Consider the following 16,682-nt stretch of genomic DNA (forward strand, 5'->3'; position numbering starts at 1 on the left):
AAATTTAATGTTTCTATGCTATTCTAGAGACCATAATCAAAAATGTACAGGATCACGTGCAACTTTTATAATTTCTAAAGATTGAGGTGGCTTTTTTGCAAGATCGAAAACAGCGTCAACGGCTTTCACCACGCCAATTAACTTTAATTGGGGCTTTCCTAACGCCTCTAATTCTAATGACGGCCTACTTTATTTATCGGAAGATGGCGCCCTTTGGGTCGAGTAGCCTCCTGACTGTCGACCTGGGACAACAGTACATCGATTTCTTTGCTTACATGCGCCGAGCCCTACTCCACGATCCCAGCAGCATCTTCTACTCGTTTGCTAACGGACTGGGAGGCGAAATGCTGGGAACTTGGGCTTACTACCTCTTGAGCCCCCTCAATTGGCTGTTACTCTTCTTCCCTGGGTCCTCACTGACCAGTGGTGTCTTTATCATCACCGTCCTCAAGTATGGCCTGGCCGGACTGACCTTTGGCTGGCTATTATTAAAGACGACTAAGCAACGTGGCCTGTTCGTCATCACCTTTGCCACGGCTTATGCCCTGATGGGCTGGTCCGTTGCCAACCAGTTAAATGTTATGTGGCTCGATGCCGCTTACCTACTCCCCCTGGTTTTCTATGGACTTTACCAGCTCATGCACACCGGTAAATGGCGGCCTTACGTGCTTTGGTTGGCAGTTACTTTAATCGTGAACTACTACATGGCCTACATGGTCTGTCTCTTCATGATCCTGAGCTTTGTCTTCCTGGCCGTCGACCGCTATACCAACTGGCGACACCTCGCCCAACAGATGGGCCAATTTGCCGTAACCTCGATCACGGCTGGCCTTCTCTCGGCGGTGGTGCTCCTGCCAACCTGGTGGTCGCTCTCTCAGAGCAAGGCCCAGTACACCGTGACGTCTTTTAAATGGAAGTTTGAATTCTTCCCACCAAAAATGGTGGCCAAGTTTTTCCTCGGCGCCTTTAACTTTGATCAGATGCCATCCGGTACGGCCAACCTCTTCATCGGTGCCATTGCCCTAATTGGCGCGCTCTTCTACTTTGGCGATCGGCGGGTTCACCTGCGGACACGGATCACAGCGGGACTCATTACGATCTTTTTAGCCTTATCATTGTGCGTTCAGCCACTCGATCTCCTGTGGCACGCCGGCCAGTTCCCAGTCTGGTACCCGTACCGCTTCTCCTTTGTCGTGAGCTTCTGGCTCATCTGGTTGGCTGCTCAGACGCTGACCATCGACTTTCAACCAAGTGCTCTGGCAATTGCGTTGGTAACGCTGATTATTGTCGCCGGTAGTGCCTACGTCGCCATCTCCCTCAAACAATTTAAGTTTCTTCAATTTAATCAAGTTCTCTTGGGTCTGCTCTTCGTCATTCTCGCCCTCGCGTTAACGACCTTGCCCGTCAAACATCACTGGATTTACCCGATCACCTTCTTCGTCATCGGGGTAACCGAGGTGACAGCCAACGCCTTCATCTCCTTAAACAATATTAGTTACGTTTCTCAGGACGAGTACGGCAACTACACGGATGAGCTCCAACGTTTAGTAAACGGCGTCCAGAAGACCGATAACGGCTTCTATCGCATGGGCAAGACCTTTGTGCGAACTAAGGGCGATGCCTTCCAAACCGGTTTCAATGGTGGCGGCGTCTTCTCCTCCGTTCTACCCAAAGCGGTTCCCGCCTTCTATGGCAACACCGGGAATCCCGATGGCGACGGTTTCGTCGCCTATAGTAACGGGACGCTAGTGACCGACTCTCTGTTAAACATGAAGTACTACTTCCAGAATAAGACGCTTTCAGGGGCCTTAAGTGGTGCAAGTATGCTCCCCGCCAGCAGTAATAAGGCCGACCTGGCCGATTATCGCGCCCTGAGTCAGGATCACTGGACCACCACCTATCAGAACCCCTACGCTTTACCACTGGGTTATGCGGCCAATTCCCAAATTTTGTCGTTGAAGGACACGACCGCCGATCCCGCACAGTATCAAGCTAACTGGTTAGCTGCGTTGACGGGTCGTCAAGCAGACCGTCACCTGTACCAAGCAGAAAACTTCGATCAGGTCACCTTTGATAACATTAACCAGCAAACCAAGATTACCGGTGCCGTGTTGCAAAAGAAGAATCTCCTGAAACCTGGTAGCATCACCCTCACGATCAAGCCGAAAACCAATGATGCCATCTATATGACATTTGGATCGACCGTTAATCCGGACAATGCAACCTTCGTCTTGAATGGTCAGCCCTTGAATCAGTACAAGACCTATCGTCATACCATCCTAGTCAGTGTGGCCGATCATGCCAAAGGCAAGACCACCAAGCTCACTGTCCAGCTGAAGAAAGGATCGTTGTGGCTGGAAAACTTCACGCTTTATCGGCTGGATACCGCACAGTTCAAGTCTGCGGTAACTCAACTCAAGACCAGTCCTTGGCGTCTAACCAAGCACAGTAGCCGGTCATTTAGCGGTAACATCACGACCAAGAAAGACCACCAAGTCCTCAATACGTCGATCCCATACTCTGCCGGTTGGCGAGCAACCGTTAATGGCCATCGCGTCAAGACCTACAAGACTGTTGGCATGTTCACCGCGCTCAAGCTACCTCGTGGTACTAGTCACGTCACGTTATCCTACTGGCCACCACTGTTTAACGCGGGCCTCCTGCTCAGCGGATTAACAGCATTGAGCCTCATTGGTCTCAGCTGGTTCCAGCGACGACGTCATTAATTTCAGACAAACGAAAAGCATCAGCGACATGCGCTCGCTGATGCTTTTTTGCGTTCAAACTTAATCCAATTCACCGTTATCCTGATAGATGTAGGTTGGTCCATCCGTCTCCGGGTCATAATCAATCGTCAGATCGTACCCAACGAAGAACCACTCGTCGCCCTCCGTGATGTAGTACGTCACGTTATCCTTCTTTTCAGCTACGATGGGATCACGGGGGTGATCATCGGGGGTCATCCCCAGTGAAAAACCTTGGTGTACAGGGGTCTTCCCGTACACCTTGCCGAAGAACCGAATACCACGGCCAGTCATACCCATCTCGTCGCGGAACCACTTGCTAGCCGTATCCGTCACCGTAATCTTCATGTCGTAGGACTCCCTTTACCGTTTAATGAATTCGCTTTCAACACCATTTATACCACGTCTACATGCTTGCACGCAAGATAATGGTTACGCTTTCATTATGGCGGAAGTTAAGCCCCATTACCACCCTTCTGCTTGTGGGATTTATCACGAATCCAAGCTTACCGAGCACAACAAAAGGGAGGCAACTGTGGTCACCTCCCTTGGATTTACTGTAAAAATATTTTTTGAGAATCAGGTTAGCTCGTAAAGTTGCCCGAGTCACTTAAGTTGGAATTGTCGAGACGTGCGCCAGCAGGCAACTGGCTTCGCTTAAACCTGATAACCAGCTAAACGTCTTCTGGCATACTCTTTTTATTCCACGTCCAAGATCTTAACGGACATGTCACCACCAGGCGTTGGGAAGGTTACTTCATCGCCCTTGCGGTGACCTAGCAGGCCCTTAGCAATCGCAGAGTCATTAGAAATCTTGCCAGCCATTGGATCGGCTTCGGCAGCACCGACGATGGTGTATTCTTCAGGTTCTTCATCTGGTAATTCCTTGAAGGTAACCTTCTTACCTACCGTCAATTCGTCCTTATCGGTTCCATCGTTGTCGATGATTTGGGCGTATTGGATCATCCGTTCAACCGTGCTGATCCGGGTTTCTAACATACTTTGTTCATCCTTGGCTGATTCGTATTCAGAGTTCTCGGAAAGGTCCCCGTATGATCGCGCAATCTTGATGCGGTCGATAACCTTAGGCCGTTTGACCATCTTTAAATCTTCAAGTTCTTTTTCGAGCTTTTCCTTACCCTCTTCAGTCATTGGATACATTTTATCTTGTGCCACGCTGAACACCCCTAATTATTAGTTTTATTTTTTAGTTGCCCTGCCGAGTGGCGGGTCGCTAGTCTTCGTGTCAATGCTATCTCACCGAAAAGTGTGCTAAAAAGGCCGCCGATGCCGAATCAACGCTATTGCTGACCGGCTAGTCGTCCCTTTTACACACCGAATTTTGGTTAAGTTCACAAAAGGTTAGCCCACTTGCAGCTAACCCGTCCTATTCTATATGGTTGTGTCTGGATTGTCAAAAACTTGGTGATTCCCATTAGCTTCGAGGATGGCCCGAATCTTCGTTACCAAGAGGTCAATGGCAACTTGGTTCTCGCCACCTTCTGGCACGATGAGATCGGCATATCGCTTGGTTGGTTCCACGAATTGATGGTACGTTGGCTTAACCGTCGCTAAGTACTGTTGGATGATGGAATCTAAAGAACGACCCCGTTCATTCATGTCCCGTTCGATCCGCCGAATAATCCGGATATCATCATCCGTATCAACGAAGACTTTGATATCCATCAAGTCTCGCAGGCGTTCGTCATCCAAGATCAGAATTCCTTCCAAAATGATGACATCGCGAGGTTCCTGATGAATGGTCTTAGTGCTTCGTGTCGAAAGGTTGTAGTCGTAGACCGGTTTTTCGATGGGTTGGTAGTTCAGCAGTTGTTGTAACTGACTGATTAACAAATCTGTATCGAAGGCCAGTGGGTGGTCGTAGTTTACGGCTGCCCGTTCTTCCATGGTCATTTCTGACTGGTCATTGTAGTATGAATCTTGCTGTAAGATCATGATTGAATGTCCAATCAACTGATTGAAGATTGCTCGACTAACAGTGGTCTTTCCACTCCCGGAACCCCCGGTAACACCAATAATGATCGGTCGCTTTTTCCCTGCCAAATCTGTCGCCATCCTTTATTTATTATCGCTTGCTAATGAACTGGTTAACGCCTGATGCTGTGCATAAGTTTCTGAGAAGTAAACCTTCCCCGTCTTGGTATTGGCAATGAAGTAATAGTACCCCTTACTACGTGCCTTCGGGTGCAGTACCGCCGTAATCGACGAAGTACTTGGGTTGTTGAAAGGTCCCGGTCCAAAGCCCGTATGAATGTACAGGTTGTATGGCGACTTTTTCCTCAAATCCTTATAGGTCAACGTCTTCTTGGTAGTCTTCAAGGCATACTGAACGGAAATATCTGATTGGAGTGCCATTCCGGCCTTCAAACGATTAAAGAAGACACCCGCAATCTTATCACGATCGGTCTGTGAAACCCCTTCGCGTTCGACCAGAGAAGCTAACGTCAAGACTTCCTGCACGCTGTACTTCTGTTTTTTAATCGTCGCATAATTACCCTGCAGGTTCTGATTCGTCTTAGCCACCATCTGGGTCACGATCTGCTTGAGAGTCATCTTCTTCCCGGCTTCATAAGTTGCCGGTGCCAGATAACCTTCTAACCGATAGCGAACGTTCTTGGCCGACTTAGCGGAACCCAACAATTGGGGGTACTTTTCGACCAACTGGTTAAAGAAGGCTTCATCACCCATCAACTTGAGGAACTCCGTCTTGGTAAAGTCCGTCTGAATTGGAATTTCGGCGGCCAATTGGTCCACCGTTTCTCCTTCACGTACCAGTAATTTACCCGCCGTGCTTTGGATTGGTTCCGCTGAACCACCCTTCTGCAATTGCTTGGCAATCTGATGCAAGGTCATTGAAGGCTTGAGTTGATAATAACCGGCCTGAAAGTTTGTGAACTTATTGGATTTAACGTAATAGTTAAACACCATCCCGCTCTTAACGACTTTCTGATCCTGAAGGATCTGGCCAATCTTATTGGACGTGGCACCCAGGGGAACGTGAACCTGTACCACATTGTTATTCTTGGTATCCATCGGCTTGAGTGCCGTCTGGAAGAAATGATACCCAAAGAATCCAATCACAACGGCTAAGATGACTATCAGGCTAATCACCCCGACCATAATTCTGTGGCCAAACGACCGTTTGTTACCCGAATCCTGTCGTGACGGGATGGGATTTTTGTCATTATCCAACTTATTTCCTCCGTTCTTTGCCATAGTCCACTCTATTATACAGAAGTTCCCGGCTCGCGGAAACATGAAAGCGCTACTTTGATAAAATTGTAATCTTTAGGACTTATACGAAAGACGCGTCCAACTCTCGAGTGAGAATCAAACGCGTCTAAAGTAAGCAATTTAACGGATTTCGGCACCAAGTTCTTCTTCAAGCCGCTTCGATACTTTATCAAAGGCTTGAGTAACGGCGTCATCCACCAGCGTCTCGTGCTTGTCTTGGTAAGTTAAGGTGTAAGCCAAGGACTTCTTGCCCTTAGGTACCTTAACCCCATCGTAAACGTCAAACAACTTGACAGATTGGAGGAAGGCCCCCCCGCGACGTTCAATTAACGCCACGATCTGGTCGTTGGTCACATCATTATCCACCAACATCGCAATATCACGGGTGATGGCTGGGTAACGCGAAATGACATCGTATTGGTTTTCTTGCTTTGGCATATCCACAATGGCCTGCAGGTTCAATTCGAAGACATAAGTCGTCCCCACCTTGAACTGTTTGGCGATCGATGGATGCACCTCACCTAAGAACCCAATCCGGTGACCGTGAACTAAGATATCCGCGGTCCGTCCGGGATGCATCTCTGGCATGTCGGCGTTAGGCACATACGTGACGTCGCCATTAACTGCCATGTCCTTGAGATAAGCCGCCACGATCCCCTTCATTTGGAAAAAGTCGACGGGTTGTGCTGGTTGATTCCAAGCCGCGGGCAGTAAGGTTCCCGTGATGGCCCCAGCAATATGTTCCTCTTCGGCTGGACGGTCTTGCCCATCTTCACGGTAGAAGACCCGGCCTTGTTCATACAACGCGACGTCTTTAACTTTCCGCGCTGAGTTGTAGGCAATATCATCTAACAAACCAGTGATGAGATTCATTCGCAGAACGGCGTGATCCACCGTCATTGGCCAAGCCAATTCGGTCGTTTCACTGGCTCGCATCATAAACATCTTCGCCTTATCAGCCGTCGTTAAGGCGTATGAGATGGCCTGGTTGAGGCCTAAGCCCTCTAAAGACTTGCGAGTTGCCCGTACTAAGCGGTGCTTAGCCGTCAAGGATCCCATTGTCATTCGGCCGGTTGGTAAGGTTGCTGGCAAGCGATCGTATCCGTAAATACGGGCGATTTCTTCCAACAGATCGGCTGGAATGTGGATGTCATTGCGTCGAACTGGAACCGTCACGGTCAACTCATCTTCAGCCACCTTAACCTGGAATTCCAAGCTTTCCAAGATGTGGACAACTTGATCCATCGTTAACTTGGTCCCGAGCACGGCATTAACGTGCGTCAAAGTCAGACTAATCACAGCGGGTTCTGGCACGTTGTTACTCCCGACAACGGACCCCCGCTGAACTTCTCCATCGGCCAGTTCGTTCATCATCTGAGCGGCAGCATCCAAGGCTTCTTGTACACCAGCTTGGTTAACGCCTCGTTCGAAACGTTGGGAAGCATCCGTGTGTAAATTATGCCGCTGGGCCGCCTTACGGATATGGTCATGTTCGAAGACCGCAGATTCAATCGCCACCGTGGTCGTGCCATCCTGAATGGAAGCATCTAAGCCACCCATGACACCGGCTAAGGCGATGGGGCCCTTTTGATCGGCGATCACAATATCATTTTCGTCGAGGTCGTGGTCATTTTCATCCAAAGTGGTTAACTTTTCGCCGGCCTTGGCAGTCCGAACGTAAACATCTTCACCATTGAACTTATCATAGTCGAAAGCGTGTAAAGGTTGACCGTATTTCAGCATGATGTAGTTCGTGATATCAACCACATTATTGATTGGCCGCATCCCAGCGTTCCACAGACGAATCTGTAACCACATTGGACTTGGTGCCAGCTTCAAATTTTTCACCAGGCGCATCCGATATTGTGATGATAACGTGGCGTCCACGTGAACGGCCAACTGGTCATCAATCGTGGCACCAGCTTCCTTAACCTCTGGATGGTCTAACTCAACTGGCTTGTCGTAAATGGCGGCCAAGTCATGCAGGGTTCCGTAGACACTCAACATGTCTCCACGGTTAGGGGTAACATCGAGATCGATCAGGCTGTCGTTCATCCCTAAATAATCGTAAACGGCATCCCCGGGCGTAGCGTCCTCTGGCAAGACATAAATACCTTCAACGTAAGCCTTAGGCACAACATCTTCACTGAAGCCGATTTCTTGTAAGGCACAGATCATCCCTGCTGAAGGGATCCCACGCATCTTAGACTTCTTGATCTTTACGTTGTTGGCAATCCGTGAACCTGGTAAAGCCACAATCACGTGTTGACCCTTGGCAATGTTAGGGGCCCCACAGACAATCTGTAAGGGGTCATCCTCCCCAACGTCTACCTGGCAAACGTGCAGGTGATCGGAATCTGGGTGAGCTTCCACCGAAAGGACGTGGCCGACCACGATCTTCTTCAACCCATCGCTAGGCTTGGTGACATCATCGACTTCAACGGAGGTCCGTTCAATCTTCTCAGCCAAGTCAACGGGCTTAACGTCTAAATCTAAATATTCTTTAATCCAATTGTATGAAATCTTCATGGTTGGCGATTATCCTTTCTTTGTGAATTGTGTGAGAAAACGAACGTCATTCAAGTAGAAGTTCCGGATGTCATCAACACCGTACTTCAACATGGCGAAACGGTCAGGACCGACCCCAAAGGCAAATCCGCCGTAAACGTCGGGATCCACACCAGCCATCTTCAAAACATTCGGGTGAACCATACCGGCACCAAGAACTTCGATCCAACCGGTATTCTTGCAGACCTTGCAACCCTTACCACCACAGTTGAAGCAGGTAATATCGGCTTCAACAGATGGTTCGGTAAACGGGAAGTAACTTGGGCGTAACCGTACATCGAACTTGTCCCCGAATAATTCGTGGGCCAAGACCTGTAACGTCCCCTTTAAGTCAGCCATGGTGATGTGCTTGTCGATAACCAAACCTTCTACCTGATGGAATTGGTGAGAGTGGGTTGGGTCATCGGTATCACGCCGGTAAACCACACCTGGGGAGATCATCTTCAATGGACCCTTGTTGAAATCATGCTTTTCCAGCGTCCGTGCTTGCATGGGTGATGTCTGCGTCCGCATCAGGATTTCTTTCGTGATGTAGAAGGTATCTTGCATATCACGGGCTGGGTGATTCTTAGGCAGGTTCATCATTTCAAAGTTGTACTTGTCTTCTTCGACTTCTGGACCACTCAAAACTTGGTAACCCATGCCCAAGAATAAGTCTTCAATCTGATCGATGATCTGTTGAATCACGTGAGGTTCACCCTTAGCAACGGGCGTTCCCGGTAACGTGACGTCGACAGTCTCCTTGGCTAATTGAGCATTCAAGACGGCCTGTTCCAATTCTTCCTTACGTTGCGTCAACGCAGCGGTCAGGTCATCTCTGATTTCGTTAGCAAATGCCCCCACCTTTGGTCGTTCAGCGGCATCCAAGTCACGCATCCCCCGCAGAACTTCGGTGATGGGCCCCTTTTTCCCTAACAGCTGGACACGCACTTGATTAACGTCTTTTAAATCTGCTGATTGCTTGATATCTGCTAAGCCACGTTGCCGCAGCTCGCTGAGTTTATCTTTTAACGACATACGTCATCCTCCATTTATCTATTTATTTTCACTATTTATCGACTCACTACTGGGATCCGGGACCGAAATTGGCCCCTTTTTCCACAAAAAAGGCTCCGTCCCCATAACTAGGGACGAAGCTTCGCGGTACCACCCTGATTCAGTTGGTACACAAGGATACCAACCACACTCAGAAGTGATAACGGTCACTCACCGGTCAATCATTCATCACGTCGCCGTGACTCCCGATTACAACTCAAGAACTGAATTCACCCAAGTAATTTGAAGTTTGCTTCCAATCACGGCAAACTCTTCCTGACAAATTGCACCGGCTACTGCTTTTCTATCATCGTCTTTAAATTATTACATCTCATAGCCTAGCGAACTTCTGCGTCGCTGTCAACTACTTCTGATCTTCCTCAACGGGGCAAGACCACTTGTCTGACCACACGTGGATGGCGGTCATCACGTCCTTGAGCTCAGCACCCTTGGCGGTTAACTCATATTCAATCAACGAATTATCCGGAAAGGTCCGTCGCAAAATGACGCCATTAACCTCCAACTCCTTGAGCCGCTCAACTAATACCCGGTCACTACAACGGGGAATCTTCCGGGCTAAATCCCGGAACCGCTGAGGTCCTTCCTGCAGAAGTACCTCAATAATGAGTCCATTCCACTTCTTTCCTAAGAAAGAAAAGGTACGTTCAAATCTCGGGCAGAGTGAGAAGTCCACTTCGGAACCCGTGGCTGTATTCGATGGCACTGTTTGCATATTCAACTCGCCCCCATCCGCGTTTCAACGAAACTAGGCGTTCGGCGTTAACTTTTCAACCAACGTGTGGACGCGCTTGCGAGCAGGCCCACAAAATTCGTGAACTGCTTCGTAGTCATCGACCAGCGACACAATGGCGCTTTCCCGATACTTTGGCATAGCCAGGGTTGCTCCCCACATGTGCTTCAAAATGATATCCTTTTCCATTGGGCTTAAGTCCGTTAGCTTCTCAGCATTACGCAGAGCCACCCGTGGGTGGATAAAGGCATGGGACCCCAAGTTAAACTTCGTCGTCCGCCAATCATAATAGAAGAGATCATGTAACAAACCACCCCGTGCAGTGGCCCGGGTATTCAAACCAAGTTTCTTCGCAATCAAATAACTGTTATACGACACCGAAATAGAATGTTCCAAGCGTGTCGAATGGTGGTGCTGGGTGTAATTCGCCAGGCGTTGAACCGGCTCCTTTTCCAACAAGTCAGAAACTAAGGCAAGGTACTCGGGATCATCACGCCAAGTAAGTTTGTTCATAGAATGCTTCCTTTTCATTATAGATTATGATTTTTGTCCCTCAATTACACCTTATCATACTGCCTTTGGCGCAAAAAGCAACCATATTGCTTGCAATTAACCGCGGTTAACCCTTTCTTAACCTTATTCAGCCAACCGAAACATCACGATCCCAGCCGCAATCGCAACATTCAACGACTCCGCCCGACCCTTAATTGGAATATACAGGTTCTGAGTCGTCATCCGCTGAAGATCTGGTGCCATCCCGTTGCCTTCATTTCCCATGACAATAGCGCCTTGACTCAGACTAGGCACCTCACGATAGTCCTTGGCCTGTGGGTCCAGATTGGTCCCATAGACGGGCAATTTCCGGTCGGTAAAGGCCGTGATCCAGTCATGAAGGTCACCTTCGACCAACTGCACATGGAATTGACTCCCCTGCATTGAACGTAGGACCTTGGGCAGAAAACGACTGACACTGCCGTGACCCAAGACCACCCCGGTTAGTCCGGCCGCATCCGCCGTCCGAACCATCGTCCCAATGTTCCCTGGATCCTGAACCTGATCCAGAAATAACCAGACGCCAGTGGCTTGTTTGGGATCAACGTGGGCATCGTTGGGTATCGAAGCCGTCGCAAAGATCCCTTGTGGGGTACTCGTATCCCCAATCGTTTGCGCAATGCTGTCCGTCAATTCATAAACTGGAACCGCCGGGAAAGCCCCCTCATGTGCCGTAAGCTGCTCTTCAGTCCCCATGATGGCTGTGAGTGGCAGCTGCGCCTTAATGGCCTCCTGCACCAAATGCCAGCCCTCTAAGAGGTACGTCTGAGTCGACTTACGCCCCTTCTTGGTGGTCAGCGCTCGCCACTGCTTAACCCGCTTATTTTGACTTGATGTGATCCGTTCTCTCAACGTTGATTACTCCTATCCGTTACTTTTTTCTAATTTTACCACATCACTAGGCAGACCTGAGCACTCGCGGTATGATTAACCTAAATCTTTTTATAGGAGGCTATTCGCCTTGGAAACGCAAAAAATCCTAGTTGCCGGTCAAGTTCAGGGCGTCGGTTTTCGTTGGTCCGCTAGCCAAGTGGCTCAGCGAATCGGCCTAACTGGCACCGTTCGCAACCGTCGCGATGGTCAGGTCGAACTCATTGCCACCGGGTCGGCAGAGCAACTGGCCGAACTCGTCGTCCAACTTAAACGGGGAATCACTCCCTGGATTGTCGTCGATCGTCTTAGCATCACGTCGTTACCATTACAGAAGTTTTCGGACTTCCAGATTATTATTTGAAAAACGGCGTCAGATCAAGTAATATGTTGACTGTTAATGACGATTTCGTCGTTTGGGGGCGTACGCGCTCTACATCGTTTACTAAAAAGGGGTTCAAATTAAATATGAAGATTTCCAAAAAAGTCTCGGTAACCGCCGCGCTGGCGGGACTAGCCTTAGTCCTCAGTGGTTGTGTACAGACTAAGAATGGTAAACCGTACGGCTTTGTCTACGATTATCTAGCCGTTCCGGGACAACACGTCATGAACTGGCTGGCTCAGGTCTTCGGCGGCAGCTACGGCTGGGCCATCATCGTCTTGACCTTCATCGTGCGGATGGTTCTGCTTCCCGTCATGGTTCGCCAGATGCGTAGCGCCACCGTTCAACAAGAAAAGGTCTCCATGATTCGCCCACAACTGGCCAAGTACCAGGAAATGCAAAAGAATGCCAAGACCCAAGAAGAAAAGGCTGCGGCTGGCCAAGCTATCATGGCCGTCTACAAGAACAACGGGATTAGCATGACCGGTGGACTCGGTTGTCTGCCCCTACTGATTCAGATGCCAATCTTCGCCGCCCTCTATGCCGCTATCCGGTATTCACCAGAACTTTCTAAGGCTGCCTTCTTCGGCATTCCTTTAGGAAAGTCCAGTTGGATTCTCGCAATCTTATCCTTTGCCGCCTACCTGTTGCAGGGTTACCTCTCTACTCTTGGGGTACCGAAGGAACAGAAGAAGCAAATGCAAACAGCCATGCTGATGTCACCCATCATGATCTTATTCTTCACGATGAGTTCACCTGCTGGTCTAGGTCTTTACTTCTTCGTCGGGGGACTGTTCGCCTGTGTTCAGACGTTAATCATCAACTTCTACCGTCCTCGAATCCGGCGTGAAATCAGTGACCAGATGGCTAAGAATCCCAAGCCAGTGGTTGAGGTTCCGATCGTCAAACCAACCGAAGCCAAGGCTGCTAAGAAACAAGTCCAACAGAAAAACCGCCAACGTAACGCTGGTAAGCAACAACATCACAAATAAAGTCATGTCAAAATGGCCATTACTGCTAATCCAGTAATGGCCCTTTTTGTATCTAACAATATTCAATTTCTTTCAGTACTGAACAAGCCAAATGGTTATCTCTGAACACCTAATCTAGTGATTGCCTTTAATCAATAAAGTAGCACTCATCCTGATTTATTGTTGTTAGTAGCAATATGCTTACCAGCAGCATTTAAGAGATGCTATTTTAGCTCATCATCAGGTTCTGTCGGGCGCCGCTAGGAACCGTTTCCCGGGCCACTGCCTTCCAAGTTTCGACATTTTGGCCCTTAGTCTCAATCTTCAAGAAATGGTGTGGCTTAAGCTTCCACTGAACGTCAAAGGTTAATTTCCGTGACTTGCCTTGTTCATTATAGGTTTGCAAAACATAGGTGTATTCATCCTCACCACCACCCCCAATGAAATGTTTAATCGGTTGACTCGTCGTGTCGGCATACACCGTCTCGTTCTTCACCCAAGGATTCACATTATCGTGGGCCATCGCCACCTCACTCCCCCGATTGCGAGTCATGGCTGGCGCAAAGATGGCACCAATTGCCAGTAAGATCAACAGGGTTCCTGAGATGGTCAGTAATGCTTTAAGAATTTTCATGAATAATCTCCTCCAAGTTGCTTAGTTACTAGACTAACTAAGCAGTTATCTTAGAATACCATTCTTTCACAATCTGTCAACCACTATTCGCACCTTAGGCGATCAAAAAAAGGGGTGAGACTTTGGTCTCACCCCTTTTCGCTTCAAGCGTCTATCGTTGAAACATGCAACAAAAGGCAGTCAACTCCACTTACCCCCATAGACAAACAATCCCAGACTGGGGTTGTTCACCTATCGACGTGAAGGCTCATTGACTCCTTGCCCTTTGCCACACTCTCCTTACGCCTTATTTATTAAGATTTTGTCTTAGGATCTTCATGGTGATCGTCGTTGCTATCATCTTCCAATAGCGCCGATTTAATGCCGGTGGACACACCACCGTTGGCGATAGCCTGAGCCTGTTCCTTCTTGGCATTCAGAACCTTCGCTGCGGCATCCGGTAGAATTGGTAACGAAATCCGGAACACAGATCCGTGTCCCACCGCACTTTCAATGGTAATTCGCCCATGGTAAGCCTCGATTAGGCGCTTGGCAATCGCCAAGCCTAAACCGTTGCCACCCTTGGTCCTAGAACGCGCCTTGTCAACTCGGTAGAATCGGTTGAAGACGCGGTCCATATTCTGCTGTGAGATCCCTTCACCGAAGTCCTGAACGGCTACCTCGACGTTACGCATGTCACTTTCAAACGTCAAGTGGATTTCCTTGCGGGCCTGCGTGTACTTAACCGCATTGTCCAGGAGGATGATGAGAATCTGTTCCAAATGGTTCCGATAAATTTGCACCTGAACCGGACGATGAACATCGTCGTCCAGGATAAAGGTGAAGTCTGGATGAATCATTTTAAAGTTATCATAGACCTGCTGGACGACCTCGCTGACGTTGGTCACCTCATTAGTGTAGTTAACCTCGATCTGTTCGGCCCGCTGGAGATCCAACATCTCTTGAACCAAGCTCTTCATCCGTTTGGTTTCCTGTAAGGAAGCCTTGATCGACTCATCCAAGACCTCTGGATCATCTTTACCCCAACGGTCTAGCATTTCCATATGTCCCTGGATAATCGCCACTGGCGTCCGTAACTCGTGGGAAACGTCCTCAACGAATTGTTGTTGCTGGTCCATGTAGCCCTGAGTCGTGTCCAACATGTCGTTAAATAGCGTTCCGAGGTCGCTGAGCTCGTCCGTATGCCGAATCTCGGGTACTCGTCGGTCCGTCTGCGGATCCTCTCTAACGGCATGAATCGTCTCTCTAATGGCCTCCACTGGGCGCAGTAAGAACGAAGCCAGAATATAACTCAAGATGGCTGCCGCCAATCCCGCAATAAGTCCTAACACCAAGGCAACCTGGTAGAGCTTTACCTGAGTCGCTCGGTAATCCTTCAGATTATCAGTAACCTGAACATATCCCAATAAACGATTCCCTTGCTTACCTCGGATTGGCATCCGACCGACAAGGTGTGTCGTCTTATTGATCGTTTTAACAGCAATCCGCTGACGCGATGAGGCTTTGAATGGTGCCACGGTCTTATCGGTCGCATAGAGAATTTCTCCTTGCGTGTCGTAAACTGTCACCGTTTGACTGTCTCGTGACAATGTCGATAAGATCGCATTGTTGTAAGGCATGGCACCCTTACCTTTGCCCCTTGGCTCATCGGCTAACACCGTCCGTGGTCGTAACAGCTCATCCACCTGACCACTCGATAACGCCTTCTTTTGACTACTCAAGCGTTCCACCACGACGTTTAAAGAATCAGCCACGTGGGTGCGCTCTTGTCGCATCAACACCGTCATAAAACTACTAAAAATAAGAATGATGATAACCCCAAAGATAACCAACACCCCGAACGCGGTAGACAGTGTCCATTCCCATTTCAAAGAAAGACGGAAGCCCCGCTTTTTAGGCTGTTCTTCCGTTCCCCGTTCTAATTCAGTTGCTTTCACGACCGCATCACGTACCCTGTCCCACGGACCGTTTGGATGTAACTCTTCTGGCCAGGAACGTCAATTTTATTTCGAAGGTACCGCACATACACGTCGACCACATTGGTTTCGACTTCGGACTCATAACCCCAGACCTTGGTTAACAGCACGTCTCGTGCTAAAACGACGTTGATGTTTTCCATTAAAGCCAGGAGTAATTCATATTCTCGCTTCGTCAGGTTAATCACTTCATCACCACGCCGAACGATCCGGTTTTCCTTCTCGATCGTTAAATCCTTGAACTTAACCGTGGTCTGCTTGGTATTCTTCTGTTCACCTTCAAGGTGAATCCGGCGTAAGAGTGCCCGCACCCGAGCCAAAAGCTCTTCGATGGCAAATGGCTTCACAATGTAGTCATCGGCACCATGGTCCAAGCCGGAAACGCGATCGATCACAGAATCCCGAGCCGTCATCATGATAATTGGTGTGCTCTTCACTTCACGAACTCGGCGAGCCACTTCAATCCCATTTAGTTCGGGGAGCATCAGATCGAGCAGAATCACATCAAAATCCTGTGACAAGGCTGCTTCCAACCCTGTCCGTCCGTTAAACTGCACGTTAGTCTCATAACCCTCGTGCTTTAGTTCCAGCTCAACAAAGCGAGCAAGATTTTTTTCATCTTCAATAATTAAAATTCGACTCATTGCACTTTAACTCCTCTGGTTGGTTAACTGCGTTCGAGTCGCTGCAAAACCACCAGCGACAAGGACGTCCGATATTCATTTCAACATTTAATTTTATCATAGTTTCTCATAATTGTATGCGAAAACCAACATCCCTGTCATATTTATCTAATTATTAAGACTTCTAGGCCCCATTGAAAAGCCTCATAAGAAAATGCAACCGGTTGTACCCATTTGATATCCTTGCTTTTGCAAATCGTGCTAGCATGTTGCTTCACATTTGGTTGTTCAGCGTATAATCTGTGCGATCCAGTGGTGCCG

15 protein-coding genes and 1 other annotated feature are annotated in these 16,682 nt (G+C 48.7%); of the genes, 3 read left to right on the plus strand and 12 right to left on the minus strand.

Annotation, left to right across the window (positions count from 1 at the left end; translation table 11 throughout):
- The first annotated feature begins 86 nt into the window (after nucleotides 1-86).
- On the plus strand, nucleotides 87-2,726 hold the full coding sequence (locus EKM70_RS06070; protein ID WP_404819858.1) for a YfhO family protein: 2,640 nt from the start codon (nucleotides 87-89) through the stop codon (nucleotides 2,724-2,726).
- Nucleotides 2,727-2,786: 60 nt separating this feature from the next.
- Here the strand turns inward: EKM70_RS06070 and EKM70_RS06075 are convergent, their stop codons facing one another.
- The 9 genes from EKM70_RS06075 to EKM70_RS06115 all read right to left on the minus strand — a co-directional run bounded on the left by EKM70_RS06075 (nucleotide 2,787) and on the right by EKM70_RS06115 (nucleotide 11,757).
- Nucleotides 2,787-3,092, minus strand: coding sequence for a HesB/YadR/YfhF family protein (locus tag EKM70_RS06075; protein WP_125546194.1), 306 nt, complete (start codon nucleotides 3,090-3,092; stop codon nucleotides 2,787-2,789).
- Between the two features lie 351 nt (nucleotides 3,093-3,443).
- A complete protein-coding gene (gene greA, locus EKM70_RS06080; protein ID WP_404819860.1) occupies nucleotides 3,444-3,905 on the minus strand; it encodes a transcription elongation factor GreA in 462 nt (153 codons plus the stop codon).
- Between the two features lie 231 nt (nucleotides 3,906-4,136).
- On the minus strand, nucleotides 4,137-4,808 hold the full coding sequence (udk, locus tag EKM70_RS06085) for a uridine kinase (protein ID WP_404819859.1): 672 nt from the start codon (nucleotides 4,806-4,808) through the stop codon (nucleotides 4,137-4,139).
- A gap of 15 nt (nucleotides 4,809-4,823) precedes the next feature.
- Nucleotides 4,824-5,981 carry an endolytic transglycosylase MltG gene (gene mltG / locus EKM70_RS06090; protein WP_125546198.1) on the minus strand — a complete coding sequence of 386 codons (1,158 nt, stop codon included), beginning with the start codon at nucleotides 5,979-5,981 and terminating at the stop codon, nucleotides 4,824-4,826.
- Nucleotides 5,982-6,119: 138 nt separating this feature from the next.
- Entirely contained in the window at nucleotides 6,120-8,528 is a 2,409-nt protein-coding gene (gene pheT, locus EKM70_RS06095) for a phenylalanine--tRNA ligase subunit beta (RefSeq protein ID WP_125546200.1), read from the minus strand.
- 9 nt (nucleotides 8,529-8,537) lie between these two features.
- Complete coding sequence (gene pheS / locus EKM70_RS06100; protein ID WP_125546202.1) at nucleotides 8,538-9,584, minus strand: phenylalanine--tRNA ligase subunit alpha; 1,047 nt, start codon at nucleotides 9,582-9,584, stop codon at nucleotides 8,538-8,540.
- A gap of 106 nt (nucleotides 9,585-9,690) precedes the next feature.
- Nucleotides 9,691-9,922: a binding site (T-box leader), on the minus strand.
- 44 nt (nucleotides 9,923-9,966) lie between these two features.
- A complete protein-coding gene (locus EKM70_RS06105) occupies nucleotides 9,967-10,335 on the minus strand; it encodes a winged helix-turn-helix transcriptional regulator (protein ID WP_125546204.1) in 369 nt (122 codons plus the stop codon).
- Between the two features lie 33 nt (nucleotides 10,336-10,368).
- Nucleotides 10,369-10,866, minus strand: a complete 498-nt coding sequence (locus tag EKM70_RS06110; protein ID WP_057877956.1) for an HD domain-containing protein — start codon at nucleotides 10,864-10,866, stop codon at nucleotides 10,369-10,371.
- Nucleotides 10,867-10,989: 123 nt separating this feature from the next.
- On the minus strand, nucleotides 10,990-11,757 hold the full coding sequence (locus tag EKM70_RS06115) for a TrmH family RNA methyltransferase (protein WP_125546206.1): 768 nt from the start codon (nucleotides 11,755-11,757) through the stop codon (nucleotides 10,990-10,992).
- Nucleotides 11,758-11,866: 109 nt separating this feature from the next.
- On the opposite strand from EKM70_RS06115, the gene EKM70_RS06120 reads away from it, so the two are divergent.
- Nucleotides 11,867-12,139 (plus strand): acylphosphatase, encoded by a 273-nt coding sequence (locus EKM70_RS06120; protein WP_125546208.1) that lies wholly within the window; start codon nucleotides 11,867-11,869, stop codon nucleotides 12,137-12,139.
- A 104-nt stretch (nucleotides 12,140-12,243) separates the two neighbouring features.
- Nucleotides 12,244-13,149 carry a membrane protein insertase YidC gene (gene yidC / locus EKM70_RS06125; RefSeq protein ID WP_125546210.1) on the plus strand — a complete coding sequence of 302 codons (906 nt, stop codon included), beginning with the start codon at nucleotides 12,244-12,246 and terminating at the stop codon, nucleotides 13,147-13,149.
- A gap of 208 nt (nucleotides 13,150-13,357) precedes the next feature.
- On the opposite strand, the gene EKM70_RS06130 is transcribed toward yidC, so the two are convergent.
- From EKM70_RS06130 to EKM70_RS06140, 3 genes are all read right to left on the minus strand, one after another.
- On the minus strand, nucleotides 13,358-13,762 hold the full coding sequence (locus EKM70_RS06130) for a YxeA family protein (RefSeq protein WP_125546212.1): 405 nt from the start codon (nucleotides 13,760-13,762) through the stop codon (nucleotides 13,358-13,360).
- 293 nt (nucleotides 13,763-14,055) lie between these two features.
- Nucleotides 14,056-15,699, minus strand: coding sequence for a HAMP domain-containing sensor histidine kinase (locus EKM70_RS06135; RefSeq protein ID WP_125546214.1), 1,644 nt, complete (start codon nucleotides 15,697-15,699; stop codon nucleotides 14,056-14,058).
- On the minus strand, nucleotides 15,696-16,382 hold the full coding sequence (locus tag EKM70_RS06140) for a response regulator transcription factor (protein WP_057877962.1): 687 nt from the start codon (nucleotides 16,380-16,382) through the stop codon (nucleotides 15,696-15,698). The genes EKM70_RS06135 and EKM70_RS06140 overlap by 4 nt, the downstream gene beginning before the upstream one ends.
- Nucleotides 16,383-16,682 lie beyond the last annotated feature (300 nt).

This window comes from Levilactobacillus lindianensis (assembly GCF_003946095.1).
GTDB classification, from domain to species: Bacteria; Bacillota; Bacilli; order Lactobacillales; family Lactobacillaceae; genus Levilactobacillus; species Levilactobacillus lindianensis.

What these genes read in the sequence shown, in the direction of transcription:
- EKM70_RS06075 (WP_125546194.1), bottom strand. Translation starts at nt 3,092, where the DNA reads ATGAAGATTACGGTGACGGATACGGCTAGCAAGTGGTTCCGCGACGAG.
- greA (WP_404819860.1), bottom strand. Translation starts at nt 3,905, where the DNA reads ATGTATCCAATGACTGAAGAGGGTAAGGAAAAGCTCGAAAAAGAACTT.
- mltG (WP_125546198.1), bottom strand. Translation starts at nt 5,981, where the DNA reads ATGGCAAAGAACGGAGGAAATAAGTTGGATAATGACAAAAATCCCATC.
- pheT (WP_125546200.1), bottom strand. Translation starts at nt 8,528, where the DNA reads ATGAAGATTTCATACAATTGGATTAAAGAATATTTAGATTTAGACGTT.
- pheS (WP_125546202.1), bottom strand. Translation starts at nt 9,584, where the DNA reads ATGTCGTTAAAAGATAAACTCAGCGAGCTGCGGCAACGTGGCTTAGCA.
- EKM70_RS06105 (WP_125546204.1), bottom strand. Translation starts at nt 10,335, where the DNA reads ATGCAAACAGTGCCATCGAATACAGCCACGGGTTCCGAAGTGGACTTC.
- EKM70_RS06110 (WP_057877956.1), bottom strand. Translation starts at nt 10,866, where the DNA reads ATGAACAAACTTACTTGGCGTGATGATCCCGAGTACCTTGCCTTAGTT.
- yidC (WP_125546210.1), top strand. Translation starts at nt 12,244, where the DNA reads ATGAAGATTTCCAAAAAAGTCTCGGTAACCGCCGCGCTGGCGGGACTA.
- EKM70_RS06130 (WP_125546212.1), bottom strand. Translation starts at nt 13,762, where the DNA reads ATGAAAATTCTTAAAGCATTACTGACCATCTCAGGAACCCTGTTGATC.
- EKM70_RS06140 (WP_057877962.1), bottom strand. Translation starts at nt 16,382, where the DNA reads ATGAGTCGAATTTTAATTATTGAAGATGAAAAAAATCTTGCTCGCTTT.